Source organism: Methylophilus sp. OH31, from assembly GCF_000576615.1.
Classification (GTDB): Bacteria; Pseudomonadota; Gammaproteobacteria; order Burkholderiales; family Methylophilaceae; genus Methylophilus.
Genome location: NZ_BAUS01000004.1, coordinates 204,318 through 222,953 on the forward strand (window position 1 = coordinate 204,318; position 18,636 = coordinate 222,953).

Sequence of the window (18,636 nt, forward strand, 5' to 3'; positions counted from 1 at the left end):
CATGGCCTTGCCATTTAATAAACTGGTCATTGCCTCTGGCAATAAAGGCAAAATCCGCGAGATTGCGCATGTGCTGGCGCCGCTGAATATCGACATCGTGTCGCAATCCGAATTCAATGTGCCGGAATGCCCTGAGCCTTATGGCACTTTTATTGAAAATGCCTTGGCTAAAGCACGCCATGCCAGCCAGCACACAGGCTTGCCCGCGCTGGCCGATGATTCTGGCCTGTGTGTCGATGCCTTGCAAGGGGCGCCAGGTGTGATTTCGGCGCGCTATGCCGGGCCGCAACCGGCCAATAGCCTGCTCACGCAAGATGAACGAAACAACGATAAACTGCTCACAGTATTGTCACGTATCAGCGAGCGCCAGGCGTATTTTTACAGCGTGCTGGTGCTGGTGCGTTCGCCACAAGATCCGCAGCCGATTATTGCCGATGGCCTGTGGCGTGGAGAAATTTTGCGCGAATTTCGCGGGTCAGAAGGCTTCGGCTATGACCCGCTATTTATGGACCTTGAAACCCGTAAAACGGTTGCCGAATTACCGCTGGAAGTGAAAAGCCGCATGAGCCATCGCGGTCAGGCTTTGGTAAAATTGCTGCAAGCCTTGGAAAGAGTCAGTGTATGAAAAACGAATGGCCAAAATGGGTACGCGATGACGGTTCGGTGGTCTCCTGCACCGAAAAGGTCAAAGTCATGGCCGAAAATTTTGATGAACTCAAGCAAATCGCGCAGGATGCCATGGAAGACGGTTTGCTGATGGAAGTCAGCGAAGAGCAGATGCGTGCTGCGTTGCATGCGCTCGTCGATACGCTGGTTAATCCTTACAACAAGCTATAGGCTTGCCAATATGGCAGGTCTCTCACCGCAGCAAATCCTTCACGACGTTTTCGGTTATAACCAGTTCCGCCACCAGCAGCAAGCCATCGTTGAGCATGTGATCGACGGGAGCGATGCGTTGGTGCTGATGCCTACGGGCGGCGGTAAGTCGCTGTGTTACCAGATTCCTGCCCTCGCACGCGAAGGCCTGGCCATTGTTGTTTCACCGCTGATCGCCCTCATGCAAGACCAGGTTGAGGCTTTGCAGCAATTAGGCGTCAACGCCGCCTTTTTAAACTCCAGTTTAAGCGCAGAAGACAATAGCCGCATTACGCGTCAAGTGCTCGCAGGTGACATAAAGCTCCTGTACGTCGCCCCCGAACGGCTCATGGTCGGCAGCTTTTTAAGCCTGCTCGACGAAGTGCATCAGCATGTGGGCCTGGCACTGTTTGCCATCGACGAAGCCCATTGCGTGTCTCAGTGGGGGCATGATTTCAGGCCAGAATATCGCCAGCTTACTGTGCTGCATGAGCGCTTTCCGCAAGTGCCACGTATTGCGCTCACCGCCACGGCCGATGCGCCCACGCGCGCCGAAATCATCAGTCAGCTCAACCTCGAAAACGCCGCCCAGTTTGTCTCCAGTTTTGACCGGCCGAATATCCGTTACCACGTCGGTATCAAGAATAATGCGCGCCAACAATTGCAGGCCTTTCTGGAGCGTGAGCATGCTAACGACGCTGGCATCATTTATTGTTTATCGCGTAAGAAAGTCGAAGAAACCGCCGCCTGGCTAGTCGAAAAAGGCTGGTCTGCATTGCCTTATCACGCTGGCTTACCCGCGCAATTACGTGAGCATCACCAGCGCCGCTTTCTGCGTGAAGAAGGCATTATCATGGTGGCGACGATTGCGTTTGGCATGGGCATAGATAAACCCAACGTGCGCTTTGTCGCCCATTTAGACCTGCCAAAAAGCATGGAAGGCTATTACCAGGAAACCGGCCGTGCCGGGCGCGATGGCTTAGCCGCTAATGCCTGGATGGTCTATGGTATGGGCGACGTCGTCTCTATGCGGCAAATGCTCGATAGCGGCGAAGCCTCCGAAGAGCGCAAACGGCTTGAACGCCTGAAGCTGGATGCTTTGCTCGGCTACTGTGAATCCACCGCCTGCCGACATCAAACCATTCTGCGCTACTTTGGCGAAAGCCATCCCGGCGCTTGCGAGCAATGCGACAACTGCCTGCACCCGGTTGAAACCTGGCAAGCTACACAAGTCGCGCAAATGGCACTTTCTTGTGTTTACCGCACTGGTCAGAGGTTCGGTGTTGGCCACTTAATCGATGTGCTCACCGGCAAACTCACTCCGCAAGTGGAGCGCTTCGGCCATGACAAAGTCAGCACCTTTGGTATAGGAAAATCCCTCAATCAAGCCCAATGGAGCGGTGTCTATCGCCAACTAATTGCGGCTGGCATGCTTGAGGCCGACATGGCGGCGTATGGTGGTTTAAAACTGACTGAAGCTGCAAGGCCAGTGCTTAAAGGCGAGCAGGAGGTCTGGCTACGCCGCGACGCCGAACCCGAAAAACGCATGAGCAAAGCCGAGCGCAGCGCCCGCGCCAAAGAAGCCTTTGCCGGTGCCAACGATGACCCGCTTTGGCAAGCCCTTAAAGCCAAACGGCTGGAACTGGCAAGGGAGCAGGGCGTGCCGCCTTATGTGATTTTTCACGATAGTACACTGCTGGAAATTCATAACCGCAAGCCGCAGACATTAGATGAAATGGGGCAGATTAGCGGGATAGGGCAGGCGAAATTGCAGAAGTATGGGGATGCGTTTTTGTTAGTTTTAGAAGAAATGACTTAATCGACCCCGATCTAGGGATCGTTAGACTTCAACGGGAAGGTTCCGAGTTAAAATGTCAGCATGATCCCGATTTACCCTGCCAATAGTTTGAGTGAAGCACCTCTGCAAGGAGATGTCACGCTCAGCGGCCTCACCAATCCACCACCACTTTCGCTGTATATCCATATCCCCTGGTGTGTACGTAAATGTCCTTATTGCGACTTTAATTCGCATGAGGCTCGCCAGGAAATCCCAGAGACTGCTTATGTGGATGCATTGATTGCTGACCTCGAGCAGGCCACGCCATTGGTATGGGGGCGCAAGATCCGTAGTGTGTTTTTTGGTGGTGGCACGCCCAGCATTTTTTCAACCGAGGCGATTGATAAGATTTTGAGCCATGTACGTATGCTGACGCCGCTGGAGTATGGCGCGGAAGTGACGCTGGAGGCCAACCCAGGCACGGTGGATATCGCTAATTTTCAAGGCTATCGGCAGGCAGGTGTGAACCGGGTTTCGCTGGGCATCCAGAGTTTTCAGCCGCAATATCTTAAAGCGCTAGGGCGTATTCATGATCGCGAACAAGCACTGGCGGCGGCAGAATTGGCGTTAAATACCTTTGATCAGGTGAATCTGGATGTGATGTATGCCTTGCCGGAGCAAAGCCTGGAAGATGCATTGAAAGATGCCGAAACGGCTTGCCAGCTCAAACCGGCGCATTTGTCGTTTTATCACCTGACGCTGGAGCCCAATACGCCGTTTCACCGTACGCCACCGAGCTTGCCGGATGACGATACCAGCGCCACCATGCAAGAGGAAATTGAGAAGGTGCTTGCTAGTCATGGGTATCAACATTATGAAACTTCTGGTTTTTCACAGCCTGGACGGCAGTGCCAGCACAACCTCAACTACTGGACGTTTGGGGATTATTTGGGCATAGGCGCCGGTGCGCATTCCAAACTGAGTTTTCACGACAAAATTATCCGCCAAAGTCGACATAAGCATCCTAAGAAATATCTGGAGAGTGTGGCCAAAGGCCAGATGGTCGATAGGGAGTGGCAGATTGGCCGCGAGGATTTGGCGTTTGAATTTATGATGAATGCATTGCGCTTGGTGGATGGGGTGGAAGCAGATTTATTTCAGCAGCGCACGGGATTGCCGTTACGGAGTATCCAATCTACTTTGCAGGAAGCACAGCAACAAGGGTTGTTGGTGGAGCAGAGCGGGGTGATTGCGCCGACGTTAAAGGGGCAAAGGTTTTTGAATGAGTTATTGGGGATGTTTTTGCCTTAACTCCTGGTGGTAGTAGGCGTTTGAAAGGTTGTTTTTCGCTTTTACAGCGAGTTACTTTTCTTTGCTTGCACAAAGAACAAGTAACCAAAAGAAAGTGCACCCCAGCTTCCGCTTGTTCCTTGCGCTACTCGGCTTGGCGGGCGTCCATCGAAACTCGCCCTGACAAGCCACACAAGACGTGGCTTGTTGCGGAGCTCAAACAGCCGATGGCCGAAGACTCCCGCCAACCCTGCGTTGCTCGGCGCGGCAGATGGGGACCCCGAAAACCAAGAGAGCGCCATCCTTTAGCGGGTTTAATAAAAGAATCTGGTTTTTGAACCGTCGGCATTTCTGCGATGTGAGTTTGGCGAGATGAATCCCATTCCATCACGCTGAGTAGCGGAGACTAAGTGGGGGATGTCGGCCATCGGCTGTTCGAGTTCCGCGGTGGCTTGCGGGGTGTGCAAGCCGCTAGGGCGAGTTTCGATGGACGCCCACTTTGCCGAGCAACGCAAGGAAGCCGAAGGCCGTGATGGCTGGGTGCCCTCCTCTTTGGTTACTTTCTGAGGGGCAAGCATCAGAAAGTGACTCGCCTAAAGGCGAAAACATAAGTGACGAGTATCTATAAGAATTACTTTTTAGACTGCCACTCTTCCAAAACACCCCAAACTAAACTCAACACCAGCAACAAGATCGCACTCGCCACAATCACCGCCAATTGCGGTGTTTGATAAAGCTTCTTCACTGGCGTCCGCGCAATCGCCCGTGCATTTGCCTGATAGGTTTCCACAATATGTGACTTTGCGACTGCAATTCGCCCGGTTAAATTCGACACAGAAAAAGAATACCCTTTTAACGAGAGTCCTTCTGGCAGGCCCAGTTTGGGCAAATGCCACCCGGTCGCGTTTTGCTGCGATGCTTGTGTGAGTTGCACACTCATCACCAGCCCCGGTGTGACAAATGCGTCGGTGTCGACTTCATCGGCTTTTTTAATACGGTGGGTGAGGGTGTGCAAGGTTTGGGCATTGGGCACGGCAATGAGTTGTGCGGTTTCACTGCGCTCATCCGGGCGTAGCAGAATGCCGCGGCCCCGACTGAGGGTGATGGATTGCTGCACAAAGCGCTGTTGCAGCACCGGGCTTTGCGGGTAAAGTTTGGCGGCCAGGCTGTTGACGCTTTCACCTGGCAACAGTGGCCACAGCATGGCTTGTTCGTGTTTGGAGTTGGCGATGCCAAGCGCTGCTTGCGTGGGCTGGGTCGCTAATAGGCTGATGGCTAACACCAGCCCCATCATTACCGGGTGTGATTTGCACTTACTCGGTGGATGATGGCGGTGGGGCATCAGCGTCCTAATTGCTGCCTGGCTTGGGCGATGGCGCGGCGCACTTGTTCGGGCGCGGTGCCGCCGGTGTGGTTGCGGCTGGCAACAGAGCCTTCAAGGGTGAGCACTTCAAACACGTCGTCGTTGATGGTATTGCTGAAGGCTTGTAACTCAGCCAGGCTGAATTCGGCCAGGTCACGGCCTGATTCCACGCCAGCTTTGACGGCGTGGGCGACCACTTCGTGCGCGTCACGGAACGGCATGCCTTTTTTCACCAGGTAGTCGGCGAGGTCGGTGGCGGTGGCAAAGCCTTCCAAGGCCGCCTGGCGCATATTGTCGGCTTTGACAGTGATGCCGCGCAGCATGTCGGCGTAAATCTGCAAGGTCACCAGCAAGGTGTCAGCCACGTCGAACAGTGGTTCTTTGTCTTCCTGGTTGTCTTTGTTGTAGGCCAATGGCTGGCCTTTCATCAGGGTCAGCAAGCCGATCAAATGCCCATAGACGCGGCCGGTTTTACCGCGCACTAGCTCTGGTACGTCCGGGTTTTTCTTTTGTGGCATGATGGAGGAGCCGGTACAGAAACGGTCGGCAATATCAATAAAACCGAATCGCGGACTCATCCATAAAATCAGTTCTTCAGAGAAACGCGACAAATGCATCATCAGCAATGAGGCGGCTGCATTAAATTCGATGGCGAAGTCGCGATCAGAGACGGCATCCAGCGAGTTCTGGCAGACGCTGTCGAAACCTAGTAATTCTGCTACTAATTCACGTTTGATCGGGTAGCTTGTGCCCGCCAGTGCAGCAGCGCCTAATGGCAAACGATTGATGCGTTTGCGCGCATCAGCAAAACGCTCGGCATCGCGGTTGAGCATTTCAAAATAGGCCATCAGGTGGTGACCAAAGGTCACTGGCTGCGCCACTTGCAAGTGGGTAAAGCCTGGCATGATGGTGGCGGCATTTTGTTCGGCCAAATCCAGCAACGAGGTTTGCAGCGCGCGGATACCGGCGATGGCGTCGTCGACCACACTGCGCAGCCACAGACGCACATCAGTCGCGACCTGGTCGTTACGTGAGCGGCCGGTATGCAAGCGTTTGCCGGCATCACCGATTTTCTCGGTCAGGCGTCTTTCAATGTTCAGATGTACATCTTCCAGATCCAGCAACCATGTAAATTGACCGGCTTCGATCTCCGCCAGAATCTCACCCAATCCACGTTTAATATCTTCTACATCTTGCGCTGAAATAATGCCTTGTGTGCCCAGCATGGTGGCGTGGGCAATCGAGCCTTGAATGTCGAATGCAGCCAGGCGTTTGTCGAAATCGACGGAGGCGGTATAGCGTTTGACCAGTTCGGCGACTGGCTCATTAAAGCGGCCAGACCATGCCTGGTCTTTTTGGTGTAGCGAAGATTGTGTGTTGGGTTGCTGAGTTGTCAAAGCAAAATTCTTTCTGCCAAAATTTGCACCTTCAAATTGAACCTTGAAAATTGCCCACTGGTCGCGGCTTGCGCCCGTGGCACTTAATACTTATGATGCTGGCACGACATTATAAACGAACATCACGCCGTGCGTAAAAGTAGCCGCATCCCCAATTTCCGCAATCTGGGCATACACTTACGTGTACTGTTGCTGCATCTGTGTTTGCTGGCATTGCTCACGGTGTATGACGGCCAGTCGGGTTGGAGCGTATCGTCATGGCTAAATGACCTGGCGCAGATTGGCAGCCAGTGGTTGCCGCCACTGCTGCTGGTGATGGGCGCCCTCACATTGGCGTATCCTGTGATCAACCGCTGGCCTTATCGCTTGGCCTTGCTGGTGATCTTTTTGCTGGCGATAGGCATCACCGCTTTGTCTGCCTATGGATACCAGCGCTGGATCTTGCCATTCACATCCGCACAATATTGGCAGGTGATGCTGCTGTGTGTGGCCGATGTGCTGGTGTGTTTATATTATCTCGATCTGTTACAGCGGGCTTATTCGCCCGCCATTGCCGAGGCCCGTTTGCAGGCTTTGCAGGCACGTATCCGCCCCCATTTCCTGTTCAATAGCCTGAATGCTGCACTATCTTTGATCCGCAGCCAGCCGCAGCGCGCTGAGACTGCGCTGGAAGATATGGCCGAGCTGTTTCGTGTGCTGATGGCAGATAACCGTGACCTGGTGCCTTTGTCGCAAGAAATCACCTTGTGTCAGCAGTACCTGAATATTGAAAAGCTGCGACTGGATGAGCGGCTGCAATGCGACTGGCAATTAGAGGATATTCCGCCGGAAGTCATGATTCCGCCACTGATTTTGCAGCCTTTGCTCGAAAACGCCGTCTATCACGGTATAGAGCCGCAGTCGCAAGGCGGTGTGGTGCATATTGAAATCAAGCCTAGCGGTAAGAGTTTGCTGTTACGTATCAGTAATCCTTTGCCGCCCCGTAGTGATAAATCTGGCGGCAATAAAATGGCGCTCAAAAATATCCGTGAACGCTTGCGTTTGCACTACGACCTAGAAGCACAGTTGCGCCAATACGAAGCAGATCAGCGTTATATCGTCGAAATCGTGATTCCAACACGGCCGTTGTCCGAGATGATGCATGGCTAGTCCGCGTTTGCTAATCGTCGATGATGAGCCACTGGCCAGGCAGCGGCTACGTGATTTAGTGGGGGATGTCGGTGGCTATGAGGTGGCGGGAGAGGCTGCCAATGGTGTCGAAGCACTCAGCATATTGCAAGAGGTGTCGGTGGATATTGTGCTGGTGGATATCCGTATGCCGATGATGGATGGCATTGAGCTGGCGCAACACCTGCGTGGCTTGCCACAGCCGCCCAAGCTCATTTTTACCACGGCTTATGACCATTATGCCGTGCAGGCATTTGAGCTCAATGCCATTGATTATTTGCTCAAACCGATACGCAGTGAGCGCCTGGCCGCCGCCCTAGCCAAAGCGCAGCCCCTGCAAGCCGCCCAGTCACAAGCTTTGCAGCCGTTGCAGGAAACGCACAACCATCTAAGCATCCACGAGCGTGGCAAAGTATTGCTGGTGCCCATCGCAGACGTGCTCTATTTGCGGGCCGAGTTGAAGTATGTGACGGTACGCACGCGTGACAAAAGTTACTTGCTCGAAACCTCATTGAACCAGCTGGAGCAAATCTATGCGGCGCAGTTTGTGCGCATACACCGCAATGCACTGGTTGCACGTGCGGCCATCAGCGGGTTTGAAAAGCAAGGGATTTCGGAAGGCGAAGAGGCTGGAGAAACGGCGTGGGTGGTATTAATCAAGGGCATTCCGGAGACATTACTTGTTAGTCGACGTCACCAACATGTGATCAAGGCCACCTGACGGTGGCCTTTTTTCATTACTTCTTCTTTTGCGCCTGATCAATGACCTTGGCAGCCCAGTCACGGCCACCGAGGCCAAAGGCAATCGCCAGCGCCAGGAACACAGCACCAAATACAATCACAAACAGTGAATGTATCAATTGCATGCCAATGCCCAGTTGTTCCAGTGCAATGAAAATCGCCAGAATCTGGATGCAATATTCGGCTGAAGTACTGATGATCAGCGCTTGCTCAAACTTGATGCTATGCAGCCAGGCAAACACCAGGCGGTTGATAAAGCGTGCAAACAGGGTGCCGAAAATGACCACCAGAATCGCCACGATAATATGCGGCAGGTAGCTGGCCAGCTCTTTGAGCAATGAAGCGACTTCTGTCAGGCCCAGTGAGTTGGCACCGGTGATGACAAATAGCAAGATCACCAGCCAATAGATGACCTGGCTGATAATGCCACTTAAGGTAACTTTGTAGTTGGCGCTGCGCATAAAGGCTTCAAGGCCGGACTTTTGCGCAAAGGTATCAAAGTGTGAAATTTCAAGAATGCGTTTTACGCCTAATCTGACTGCTTTGGCGACCAGCCAGCCAAAAAACAGAATGACCATGGCGGCAAGTAATTTGGGTACAAAATGGACCAATTCGACCCAGAACTGATTGAGAGAAGAAAGAAAAATTTCAAGTTGGTATTGCATGGATAGTCCTCCATTTTATCGTTGAATAGCGACTTTTCTAGCCACTTCGGGTTGCTATGCAGACGTCAGCATAACTCAATCCGACTGGCTTGGCGAACAAAAGGTTCATGCTAGCCTGGTGCGTAAGGGGCACAGAAGTGTGGCGATGACGTGTTAAAATACAGCCCTAAATCCATCATAGGTAATATCGTTGTGAGTACATTTAATCCGCCAGCCAAGCTTGTCATTGCCTCACGCGAAAGCGCACTCGCCATGTGGCAGGCCAAGCATATTCAAGCCAGGTTGCAGGCTTTATATCCACAATGTGATGTCAGTATTTTAGGCATGACGACCACCGGTGACCAGATTCTGGATTCCCCCTTGTCACGCATTGGTGGCAAGGGTTTATTCGTCAAAGAGCTTGAAAATGCACTGGCCGATGGCCGTGCGGATCTGGCTGTGCACAGTATGAAAGATGTGCCCATGCATTTGCCCGAGGGTTTTGTGCTGACCGCCACCGGTGAGCGTGAAGATCCGCGCGATGCGTTCGTCTCTAACGACTATGCCAGCCTGGAAGAGCTGCCTGATGGCAGCGTGGTGGGGACCTCCAGCCTACGCCGTCAAAGCCAGATACAGGCGCGCTTCCCACATTTAAAAATCGAGTCATTGCGCGGCAATGTGCAAACTCGTTTGCGCAAACTGGATGAAGGCCAATATGCCGCGATTATCCTGGCGGCGGCTGGGCTCATTCGCCTGGAGCTGGGCGATCGTATCAAAAGTTTTATTAGCCCGGCAGAGAGTATTCCGGCCGTGGGCCAGGGCGCATTGGGTATCGAAATCAATGCTGACCGCAGTGACCTGATGGCAGTGTTGGCGCCGTTGAATCATGTGGATACGCAATTGTGCGTGGAAGCTGAACGAGGGTTCAGTCGTGCGCTGGCTGGGAGTTGTACGGTGCCGCTGGGCGCCTATGCTACCAAGCAGGGCGACACCATCACCATGCAAGGGTTTGTCGCCAGCGTCGATGGCAAGCAGATGCTGAAGGAAAGCGTGACCGGCAATGCGGCTGATGCAGAAAAACTCGGCCAGCAATTGGCTCTGCAACTGGTCTCACGCGGTGCCGATAAAATCCTGGCCACACTGGACGGCGTCAAATGACACTCTCCTTGGCTGGGGTGCATATCGCGGTGACGCGTCCACCCGAGCAAGCCACCAAGCTCACTGCGGCGATCACTGGAGCGGGTGGTTCAGTCATCTCTTTTCCCTTGCTTGATATCAAAGGCTTGGAAGATCTGACCGCGTTTCATGCGGCGGTCACGCCACTCAGCCAGTTTGATTGGGCTGTGTTTATCAGTACAAATGCCGTGCAGCATGGCATGCCTTTGCTGCAACAGGCAGGTATTTCGCCATCGCTCAAATTTGCCGCTATCGGCCCAACCACCGCTGCCAGTTTGCAAAGCTATGGTATTGCAGAGGTGCTGACACCGAGTGAGCGCTTTGATAGCGAAGCTTTGCTGGCGCTGCCTGAGTTGCAGTACATGCAAGGGCAGCGGGTGCTGATTGTGCGTGGCGTCGGTGGGCGTGAATTGCTGGCGGATACCCTGAAGCAGCGCGGCGCTGAAGTGGTGTTTGGTGAATGCTATCGCCGCGTGAATCCGCAAAGTAGCGCCCAACGATTGCAGCAAGCTTATGCTCAAGGCCAATTACATGGCATCGTTGTCACTAGCACCGAAGCCTTGCGTTTTTTACTGGCGCTGGCTGGTGATGGCGACTGGTTAAAAGCCACTCCTTTATTCGTTAATCATGCCCGCATTGCCGAGCAGGCGCGTGCATCCGGTTTGACCGCATTCAGCGCAGACCAGTCTGGCGATGTCGCCATGCTCAGTCTGCTGCAAACTCATCTTTCGCCTATCGCTGGCTAGTTTTTTGCGGTCTGTTTGGCCTTGCGTCTGCAAGCCATAAGCCCCAGGCCTGTCAGCAGCAGCATGTAACTATCAGGCTCAGGCACCGCAGACACATTGATGCCTGCGCTATTGATAAGGTTTAGCCGTGATGCATTGAGTGATAACTGGCTCTGTGCGGATGTGAGAGACAAGCTGCCGGCCAAGTCGGGTCTATGACCCATGACGCGATTTATCACGCTTGCGTTACCCGTACCCACTGTGATGATCGCGCCGGGATTCAAACCAATATCAAAACTTTGCCACGCAATAACCGGCTTGGGCAAGCCGCTGCTGATATTGATAGCGCCGCTGGCGACTGCGGGCGTGATGTCGAGCAGGACGTTGCTGCCTATTGTCAGGGTGCCGGTCAAGTTTGATAACGTGATTTCCGGCGCGTACAGGCTGAGGTTGTTGAGTGTCAGGTCACCCCTGGCGAACAGTGATATCAGGCTGTCAGACTTTAGCCAGCCGCCATCCAGGCTCAGGTTCCCAGTACAGGCTAATGAGATCCCACTGCCTGATGACAGCGTCATGTCGCCGGAGCAACTCGTGCTTGCCAGGCTGATTTCTGCACTGGCGTGACTCGCCAACGGCAAACAGGCAAGCAGACAGGACAATACTGACAGGCGTAACATCTCACACTCCTTTACATGCGGCATTGCAGTGTAATAGGGCACGCGCCAAGGTTGGATGATGCTTTGGTGAAGCGCAGACTAGTCCATGGCCAAAACAGAATTGTATGATGGTGCTTGACAAAACAAACTAAATAACTAATTATTTAGTTATATGAAAACCGTTACCCAAGTTCCAGAACCCTGGAATGCCATTTCCGAGCTATTTGTTGCACTGGGTGATGCCCATCGGCAACGGATTTTGCTATCGTTCGAAAAAAACGAGCGGCTCACCATTCTGCAAATTGTGGAGGGCTCGCAGTTGAGTCGTACCGCAGTGACACATCATTTAAAAGTACTGGAACGAGGCGGTGCCTTGCAGAGTGAAAAGATCGGCCGCGAAGTTTATTTTTGGGTCAATCAGCCATTCATGCAGCAGGCACTGCAAAACGTGCTGGACTATATTAAAGACGAAATATAAAAAGAATTTAACCGGGAGCAAACCATGTTGGTCAGTGTATTAAGGGGTGTGTGTCGTCTGTTGTTCCGAGTGCGTGTCACCGGGCTGGAGAATGTGCCGCAGGAAGACAGATTGTTGATTATTGCCAACCATGAGTCTTTTCTGGATGGTTTGTTGCTAGGCTTGTTTTTGCCCAAGCGCGCGACCTTTGTCGTGCATACCGGCGTGTTGAAGAACATTTTTTTCCGCTGGTGGTTGAAACTGACACCACATTTGTCTGTTGACACGGCCAGCCCGCTGGCGATGAAAAAGGTGATTCAGCGCCTGAATGCGGGCGAAAACGTAGTGATTTTTCCTGAAGGGCGGATTACCCTGACGGGCGCCTTGATGAAGGTGTATGACGGCCCCGGTTTTGTGGCGGCTAAAACAGGCGTCAAAATCTTGCCGGTGCGCGTCGAAGGTGCCGCCCAGTCGTATTTTGGCCGTTTGTCAGATGTGCATCCGCGCAAGCTGTTACCACGCGTGACCCTGAAAATCTTGCCGCCGACGGAGATCCGTATTGAGCAACATGGGCATCATGCGCCACTCACGGCCAAGCAGCGTCGCCGCATTGCCGGTGAAGCCATGCGCAGCATCATGCAGCATATGCTGTTTAAAACCCAGCAAAGCAAAAGCCTGTTTGAAGCTTTTCTCGACACCATGGATAAATACGGTGCCAAGACACGCATCATCGAGGATATGAACCAGGTTGAGGACACCTATCAGGAGGTGCTCAAGCGTAGCCTGGCGCTGGGTCGCATTGCCACCAAGGTGAGCCAGCCTGGCGAAGCGGTAGGGGTGTTGATGCCTAATATCACCAACACGTTGGCGCTGGTGCTGGGGATGAGTGCCTTTAAAAGAATCCCTGCCATGCTTAACTACACGGCTGGTGCGGATGGCATGCGCAACGCCTGCATCGCTGCCAATATCCGCACGGTCATCAGTTCGCGCAAGTTTATTGAAGCGGCCAAGCTGGAAGAAACGGTCGCCCAAATGAGCGATTTGAATATTGTCTACCTTGAAGATCTGCGTGGCCAGTTTGGCATGTTGGACCGCGCCTGGCTCATGGGTTACGCCTTGCTTTACCCGCGCGCGGCGATGGAGCCTGTGACCGCTGAAGATACGGCGGTGATCCTGTTTACCTCAGGCTCAGAAGGTAAGCCTAAGGGCGTGGTGCACAGTCATAAAAGTATTTTGGCCAACACGCACCAGATCCTGGCGACACTGGACTTCAGCCCGGCTGATAAATTCATGATGGCCTTGCCGCTGTTTCATGCCTTTGGTTTTACCGGCGCGCTGCTACCTTTACTCAACGGTATCCCGCTGTTGCTGTTTCCATCCCCGCTGCAATATAAATTGATCCCGGAAGTGATTTACGACAAAGGGTGCACGGTGTTTTTCTCCACCAGCACCTTTTTAGGCAACTATGCCAAATATGCGCACCCGTATGACTTTTATAAGTTACGCGTGGTGTTTGCCGGGGCAGAAAAGCTCAACGAAGAAGTGCGCAAGATTTACCATGAAAAATTTGGCATCCGCATTCTTGAAGGCTATGGCACCACCGAATGCGCGCCCGTGGTCGCTGCCAATACGCCCATGGCCAACCGCAACGGCAGTGTCGGCCAATTCTTTCCTGGGATTCAATACAAAATTAGCCCGGTGCCTGGCATAGAAAAAGGCGGCTTGCTGACGGTGAAAGGCGACAACATCATGCAAGGCTACTATTTATACGACAACCCGGGTGTGCTGGTCGCGCCGAAAGATGGCTGGTATGAAACGGGCGATGTCGTTGAAGTGGATGCTGAAGGCTTTATCCATATCAAAGGTCGGGTGAAGCGTTTTGCCAAAGTGGCTGGTGAGATGGTCTCACTGGAAGTCGTTGAAAAGATTGCCAACACCGCTGCACCTGAGCAGCAGCATGCAGCCACTACCGTGGCAGATGCCAGCCGTGGCGAAAGCATTGTACTCTTCACCACCGATGCCAAACTGAAGCGCGAAGACTTGCAAATTGTCGCCAAAAACTTGGGCTCGCCCGAAATTGCCATCGCCCGTAAATTGATCGTGGTTGAGCACATCCCGGTATTGGGTACCGGTAAAACCGATTATGTCACTTTGAAACAAATGGCGGAAACGGCCACATGAATCGCAGGCAATTTATGATCGCTGGCAGTGCCTTACTCTGTGCTGGGTTAACAGAGGCTGCTTGGAAATATGTGCCAGACAGTGGATTGAAACATCCATGCGGTGAGGCTTTTCCAGTGTCACTGCGCGACCATGAAACCTGGAAAGTGCTGTGGCAAGGTATACGGCCTGAGTATGTTTGGGATGCTCATGTCCACCTGGTCGGGGTTGGTGATGCATCGAAAGAAACATGGTTTAATCCAGCCATGGATGAGTGGCTACATCCCCAGCTCAAGCTGCAAAAGTCATTTTATATGAATGCTACATGCGCTGACCCTGCACAAATCGATGTGACATCAGTGAGCCGAATGGACGAGTTGGTACAAGCATTACCACCAGGTATGAAGCTGATGCTGTTTGCGTTTGACTGGCATCATGATGCGCAAGGAAGGATTCTCAAGCAGCATTCAATTTTCCATATTTCTAACCAATATGCAGCAGCGATTGCACAACGGCAACCAGGTCGCTATGAATGGGTCGCGAGTATTCACCCATTCAGGCCAGATGCAGTTGATGCACTTGAGCACGCCTGTGCACATGGCGCCAAAGCCATTAAATGGCTGCCTTCAGGGATGGGTATAGATCCCGCCTCTGCCAAATGCGATGCTTTCTACAGAAGAGCGGCAAGTCTAGGCATCCCTATTATTAGTCATACCGGCCAGGAGAGTGCTGTACCGGGCGGTGATCAGGCATATGGCAATCCACTTCGAATGCGTCGCGCACTCGATCATGGTGTGAAGGTGATTCTGGCACATTGCGCAAGTGATGGCATGGATCAAGACATGGATCATGGAAACCGTAGCATCCGCAGTTTTGATTTGTTCAACCGTTTAATGGAGACGCCGGACTACCAGACATTGTTGTATGGCGATATTTCAGCCACGACATTGATTAATCATGCCTGGGTTTTACCGGAGTTAATCAAGCGACAACACTGGCATCCAAGACTGCTGAATGGTTCGGACTATCCGTTGCCTGGCATCATGCCACTCACTAACTTAAACACATTAATTGCAAATGGCTGGTTGAGTGAGGCACACAAGCCTTTTTTAATCACTTTAAAAAACCACCATCCCTTGTTATACGACTTTGCATTGAAACGGCTGTTGAATATCAATGGCCAAAGCTTTTCTCCTCTTGTTTTTGAAACCAGACATATTTTTGAGCGAACATGACCAATCCATTCAACTTACTCAGCCAGCAACGCTTTGGCCCCTTTTTCTGGACACAAGGGTTAGGTGCGTTTAATGACAATGTATTTAAAACCGCATTGATTACCCAGGTGGCTTTTAACACGTCCAGCCTGACCACATTAGATGGCGCAACATTGGCCACTTTGTTGCCTGGCCTGTTTATTTTGCCGTTTTTCCTGTTATCGGCCTCGGCCGGGCAATTGGCGGACAAATATGAAAAGTCACAGATTATCCGGCTGGTGAAGGTGCTGGAGATTTGTATCATGCTGTTTGCCAGTATCGGCTTTTTAAATCGCAGCTTGTTGATGCTGGCGCTGGCACTATTTTTAATGGGGGTGCATTCCACCTTGTTTGGCCCGGTGAAGTATTCTTATTTGCCGCAGCATTTACAGCCTACGGAGCTCACTGCCGGTAATGGCCTGGTTGAAATGGGTAGCTTCGTGGCTATTTTGCTGGGGCAGGTATTGGGTGCCTGGTTAGGTAGTCTGGAGCAGCATGCCTTGTTTACCAGTTTGAGTGTGTTACTGATTGCTATCTCTGGCTATCACTTGAGCCGCGGCATTCCGTTGTCACCGGCCCCTGTGCCTGCAATCACCATTAACTGGAACCCGATCACCGAAACCATCAAAAATGTGCGCACGTTTTGGGCACAGCAAACGTTGTGGGTAGCGATTGTGGCCATCTCCTGGTTCTGGTTTTTTGGGGCGACCTTGCTGGCACAGTTTCCTAACCTGGCGAAAAATGTGTTGCAGGGCAGTGAGCGCGACTTTATTAGCCTGTTATCGATTTTCTCGGTCGGTGTGGGTGTGGGCTCGGTCTGGTGCGAAAAGCTCTCCAAAGGCAAACAGGAGTTGGGTCTGGTCATGCTGGGCGCGGCAGGCATGTCATTATTCGCCTGGGATTTTGCCAACACTGCCAGCAATATTCAGCAACAGTTATTAGCCAATCCAGCACTGACTTTGCATGCACTGGCCGGGATGGATGATTGGCGCATGTTGCTTGATGTGGCATTGCTTGGCGTGAGTGGAGGCCTCTATATTGTGCCACTGTATGTATTGTTGCAAAGCCGCGCTGAAGCGGGCTATCAGTCACGCGTGATTGCGGCTAACAATATTATGAATGCTTTGTTTATGGTGCTTTCGGCTGGTTTCTCGGTGTTGCTGTTTGGTATGGGTATCAGTATTCCGCAATTGTTTGCCATCACGGCAGCGGTCAATATGCTGGTCGCCATTTATCTGTGCTTTCGCCAGCCGGAATATTGGCATACCGTGCGTGCTTACCTGTGTGGCTTGAGAGGCTAAGCATGCGTCGTATTGTGGGCGTGGGGTTAGGTTTGGTTTCGTCGTTTGCCTGTAGTGAGCCTGGAGGCTATCAATTGGGCTTATATACACAAAACCAATTTCAAACGGTTGAGGAGGATTGCCAGCAATGCCAGGCGTCACCACAAGCCTTATGGTATTTTCGTCATGAAACTTTTGCCTTGCCGCAAAGTGGTGCGCCGGTGGTCAGCTTTGATGCCAGCAAACGGGGCGTTGAAGATACACAAGCATTAAACCCGGATGCATTGCCCACTTTGGTGTGGACGGGTGCCAGTCAGCACTGGTCGGCACTGACCTTAAACGCTGAGGTAACTGCAGTCACTAGCGTACAAGGGGATCGATTTGGTTTTAAATTGGTGCCTAAGATCGTCAGTAATCGTTCTTATTGGAACGTCGAGACCAGCCGCTATCTCAGCCAAAAGCCACTGTCGATCCGTGGTGAATTGGAGGGACAAACGCTGGTGGCACGCACTGTCTGGCCGCAACTCTTTAAACTAGACCTCACTGCTGGTACCCAGCCTTTGCAACCAGGAGAAAGCCTGCAATCACTGGTACAGTTTGCCAATGGTGGCGCACGCAGCCCTTACCAGAGCCGCTTGTTATGGGAAAAATCGCCTGGCATCGCGCAACGGTCGCCCGGCAAAGCCGCCCTTGGTATTTTACTCAATGGTGCGCAAGGTGATGACGATGAAGCACATGGTGGGCATTTTGCGCTGGCCACTGGCGTTGTGGGCGCTGACGGTGAGTATGCTACTTGGCTGGTGAACAATTATTACAATCTGGCCAGCAATAGTGAGAAGGGCATTATCGCCGGCGTGACGCCGTTTGATAAATACATGGGCGACCTCAATAGCGGCCAGGCATTTTACCGCCCGTCTTATATGCTGGTGGCGGTGTTTAGCCAGCCGGAGATTCCCAAACAGGTACAAGCACTCAATAACCGGGTGTTCCAACATTTTTACCGCAACGACTTTGTCTATGACCACGCGTTGGAAAACTGTGCTGGCATCAGCATTGATACGCTGCGTCAGTTGGGCTGGCAAGTGCCAAAACGTGGTGTCGAAAGCCTGCTCAAAGCCAGTGCTGCTTACTGGTATGTGGCGGCGACTGAGCGCAGCTTGCAAAAAGGCCGTGCCATTTATGATTATCTCAACACCGAAATGACCAGGCTGTTTCCGGCCGTGGCGTTTGATGCGATAGGCAACGATTTGCTTAAAATCGCCCAAACGGGCAATCAATCAACCTTGCGCTCTGGTGCTATGCAAGCTATGCCAGGGCAGCTTGAAGCGATTTATTTTGTACGTATCCCGCAAATTCCATCCAGTCGGGCATATGGGTTGGCGCCTGTGTATAGCTTTGCGCAATACTTGCAACAAGCCCCGGCGGACAGAAACCAGTGGCAAATTATCCCGGTCACGCCAAACCCCTTGCCTGAGCCGTTAAAAGAGGGGCTGGCGCACCAGCCAGAGACGCCTGCATTATTGCCGATACCGGCGATTCTGTTTTTAATCAGTGTGATTGGTCTCGCCTGGGTATTGCTGAAAGGACTGAGGCACTTGCTAAGGCGCGCTCTTCCTACAGCAAAATAAGCAAAGCACGGATAAGCAGGATTCATGATTCCCTTTTAAATAAAAATGCCAAACCACATTTTTTATT

General features: G+C 52.4%; 17 protein-coding genes. 13 read left to right on the forward strand and 4 right to left on the reverse strand.

Going from position 1 to position 18,636, the window contains the following annotated elements; genetic code table 11:
* Position 1 precedes the first annotated feature (1 nt).
* Genes rdgB through hemW form a run of 4 tightly spaced genes read left to right on the forward strand, consistent with a single transcriptional unit; the run spans position 2 to position 3,943 of the window.
* A complete protein-coding gene (gene rdgB / locus OH31_RS07535) occupies positions 2-625 on the forward strand; it encodes an RdgB/HAM1 family non-canonical purine NTP pyrophosphatase (RefSeq protein WP_024930247.1) in 624 nt (207 codons plus the stop codon).
* Complete coding sequence (locus OH31_RS07540; RefSeq protein WP_019880825.1) at positions 622-837, forward strand: hypothetical protein; 216 nt, start codon at positions 622-624, stop codon at positions 835-837. Before rdgB ends, OH31_RS07540 begins: the two co-directional genes overlap by 4 nt.
* A 10-nt stretch (positions 838-847) precedes the next feature.
* Positions 848-2,674, forward strand: a complete 1,827-nt coding sequence (recQ, locus tag OH31_RS07545; RefSeq protein ID WP_024930248.1) for a DNA helicase RecQ — start codon at positions 848-850, stop codon at positions 2,672-2,674.
* 60 nt (positions 2,675-2,734) lie between these two features.
* Positions 2,735-3,943 carry a radical SAM family heme chaperone HemW gene (gene hemW / locus OH31_RS07550; protein ID WP_024930249.1) on the forward strand — a complete coding sequence of 403 codons (1,209 nt, stop codon included), beginning with the start codon at positions 2,735-2,737 and terminating at the stop codon, positions 3,941-3,943.
* Between the two features lie 610 nt (positions 3,944-4,553).
* Here the strand turns inward: hemW and OH31_RS07560 are convergent.
* Entirely contained in the window at positions 4,554-5,264 is a 711-nt protein-coding gene (locus tag OH31_RS07560; protein WP_242402224.1) for a hypothetical protein, read from the reverse strand.
* A complete protein-coding gene (gene argH / locus OH31_RS07565) occupies positions 5,264-6,682 on the reverse strand; it encodes an argininosuccinate lyase (protein ID WP_024930251.1) in 1,419 nt (472 codons plus the stop codon). Before argH ends, OH31_RS07560 begins: the two co-directional genes overlap by 1 nt.
* Positions 6,683-6,811: 129 nt before the next feature.
* On the opposite strand from argH, the gene OH31_RS07570 reads away from it, so the two are divergent.
* Positions 6,812-7,831 carry a sensor histidine kinase gene (locus OH31_RS07570; protein ID WP_024930252.1) on the forward strand — a complete coding sequence of 340 codons (1,020 nt, stop codon included), beginning with the start codon at positions 6,812-6,814 and terminating at the stop codon, positions 7,829-7,831.
* A complete protein-coding gene (locus OH31_RS07575; RefSeq protein ID WP_024930253.1) occupies positions 7,824-8,570 on the forward strand; it encodes a LytTR family DNA-binding domain-containing protein in 747 nt (248 codons plus the stop codon). Before OH31_RS07570 ends, OH31_RS07575 begins: the two co-directional genes overlap by 8 nt.
* 16 nt (positions 8,571-8,586) lie before the next feature.
* Here OH31_RS07575 and OH31_RS07580 read toward each other — a convergent pair whose 3' ends face one another.
* A complete protein-coding gene (locus OH31_RS07580; RefSeq protein ID WP_019880833.1) occupies positions 8,587-9,255 on the reverse strand; it encodes a hypothetical protein in 669 nt (222 codons plus the stop codon).
* A 192-nt stretch (positions 9,256-9,447) separates the two neighbouring features.
* Here OH31_RS07580 and hemC point away from each other — a divergent pair, with 192 nt between their 5' ends.
* Together hemC and OH31_RS07590 are read left to right on the forward strand one after the other, a co-directional pair.
* Positions 9,448-10,392: a hydroxymethylbilane synthase gene (hemC, locus tag OH31_RS07585; RefSeq protein WP_201768570.1), complete on the forward strand. Its 945-nt coding sequence runs from the start codon at positions 9,448-9,450 to the stop codon at positions 10,390-10,392.
* Positions 10,389-11,156 (forward strand): uroporphyrinogen-III synthase, encoded by a 768-nt coding sequence (locus tag OH31_RS07590; RefSeq protein ID WP_024930255.1) that lies wholly within the window; start codon positions 10,389-10,391, stop codon positions 11,154-11,156. Before hemC ends, OH31_RS07590 begins: the two co-directional genes overlap by 4 nt.
* Here the strand turns inward: OH31_RS07590 and OH31_RS07595 are convergent.
* Entirely contained in the window at positions 11,153-11,812 is a 660-nt protein-coding gene (locus OH31_RS07595; RefSeq protein ID WP_024930256.1) for a PEP-CTERM sorting domain-containing protein, read from the reverse strand. The two genes, OH31_RS07590 and OH31_RS07595, sit on opposite strands and share 4 nt — an antisense overlap.
* 151 nt (positions 11,813-11,963) lie before the next feature.
* Between OH31_RS07595 and OH31_RS07600 the strand changes: the two genes are divergently transcribed.
* From OH31_RS07600 to OH31_RS07620, 5 genes are read left to right on the forward strand one after another with little or no spacing between them, the layout of a single operon-like run.
* The gene (locus OH31_RS07600; RefSeq protein ID WP_019880837.1) at positions 11,964-12,269 is read left to right on the forward strand and encodes a helix-turn-helix transcriptional regulator; all 306 of its coding nucleotides are present in this window, start codon (positions 11,964-11,966) and stop codon (positions 12,267-12,269) included.
* 24 nt (positions 12,270-12,293) lie between these two features.
* A complete protein-coding gene (gene aas / locus OH31_RS07605; protein ID WP_024930257.1) occupies positions 12,294-14,429 on the forward strand; it encodes a bifunctional acyl-ACP--phospholipid O-acyltransferase/long-chain-fatty-acid--ACP ligase in 2,136 nt (711 codons plus the stop codon).
* The gene (locus OH31_RS07610) at positions 14,426-15,643 is read left to right on the forward strand and encodes an amidohydrolase family protein (protein WP_024930258.1); all 1,218 of its coding nucleotides are present in this window, start codon (positions 14,426-14,428) and stop codon (positions 15,641-15,643) included. Before aas ends, OH31_RS07610 begins: the two co-directional genes overlap by 4 nt.
* Positions 15,640-16,962 carry an MFS transporter gene (locus tag OH31_RS07615; protein ID WP_024930259.1) on the forward strand — a complete coding sequence of 441 codons (1,323 nt, stop codon included), beginning with the start codon at positions 15,640-15,642 and terminating at the stop codon, positions 16,960-16,962. The genes OH31_RS07610 and OH31_RS07615 overlap by 4 nt, the downstream gene beginning before the upstream one ends.
* A gap of 2 nt (positions 16,963-16,964) precedes the next feature.
* Positions 16,965-18,569 (forward strand): hypothetical protein, encoded by a 1,605-nt coding sequence (locus OH31_RS07620; protein WP_024930260.1) that lies wholly within the window; start codon positions 16,965-16,967, stop codon positions 18,567-18,569.
* The last annotated feature ends 67 nt before the right edge of the window (positions 18,570-18,636 follow it).

Excerpts from the sequence above, each read along its gene's own strand:
- rdgB (WP_024930247.1), top strand. The coding sequence starts at position 2 with ATGGCCTTGCCATTTAATAAACTGGTCATTGCCTCTGGCAATAAAGGC.
- OH31_RS07540 (WP_019880825.1), top strand. The coding sequence starts at position 622 with ATGAAAAACGAATGGCCAAAATGGGTACGCGATGACGGTTCGGTGGTC.
- recQ (WP_024930248.1), top strand. The coding sequence starts at position 848 with ATGGCAGGTCTCTCACCGCAGCAAATCCTTCACGACGTTTTCGGTTAT.
- hemW (WP_024930249.1), top strand. The coding sequence starts at position 2,735 with ATGATCCCGATTTACCCTGCCAATAGTTTGAGTGAAGCACCTCTGCAA.
- OH31_RS07560 (WP_242402224.1), bottom strand. The coding sequence starts at position 5,264 with ATGCCCCACCGCCATCATCCACCGAGTAAGTGCAAATCACACCCGGTA.
- OH31_RS07575 (WP_024930253.1), top strand. The coding sequence starts at position 7,824 with ATGGCTAGTCCGCGTTTGCTAATCGTCGATGATGAGCCACTGGCCAGG.
- OH31_RS07580 (WP_019880833.1), bottom strand. The coding sequence starts at position 9,255 with ATGCAATACCAACTTGAAATTTTTCTTTCTTCTCTCAATCAGTTCTGG.
- OH31_RS07590 (WP_024930255.1), top strand. The coding sequence starts at position 10,389 with ATGACACTCTCCTTGGCTGGGGTGCATATCGCGGTGACGCGTCCACCC.
- OH31_RS07595 (WP_024930256.1), bottom strand. The coding sequence starts at position 11,812 with ATGTTACGCCTGTCAGTATTGTCCTGTCTGCTTGCCTGTTTGCCGTTG.
- OH31_RS07600 (WP_019880837.1), top strand. The coding sequence starts at position 11,964 with ATGAAAACCGTTACCCAAGTTCCAGAACCCTGGAATGCCATTTCCGAG.
- aas (WP_024930257.1), top strand. The coding sequence starts at position 12,294 with ATGTTGGTCAGTGTATTAAGGGGTGTGTGTCGTCTGTTGTTCCGAGTG.
- OH31_RS07610 (WP_024930258.1), top strand. The coding sequence starts at position 14,426 with ATGAATCGCAGGCAATTTATGATCGCTGGCAGTGCCTTACTCTGTGCT.
- OH31_RS07615 (WP_024930259.1), top strand. The coding sequence starts at position 15,640 with ATGACCAATCCATTCAACTTACTCAGCCAGCAACGCTTTGGCCCCTTT.
- OH31_RS07620 (WP_024930260.1), top strand. The coding sequence starts at position 16,965 with ATGCGTCGTATTGTGGGCGTGGGGTTAGGTTTGGTTTCGTCGTTTGCC.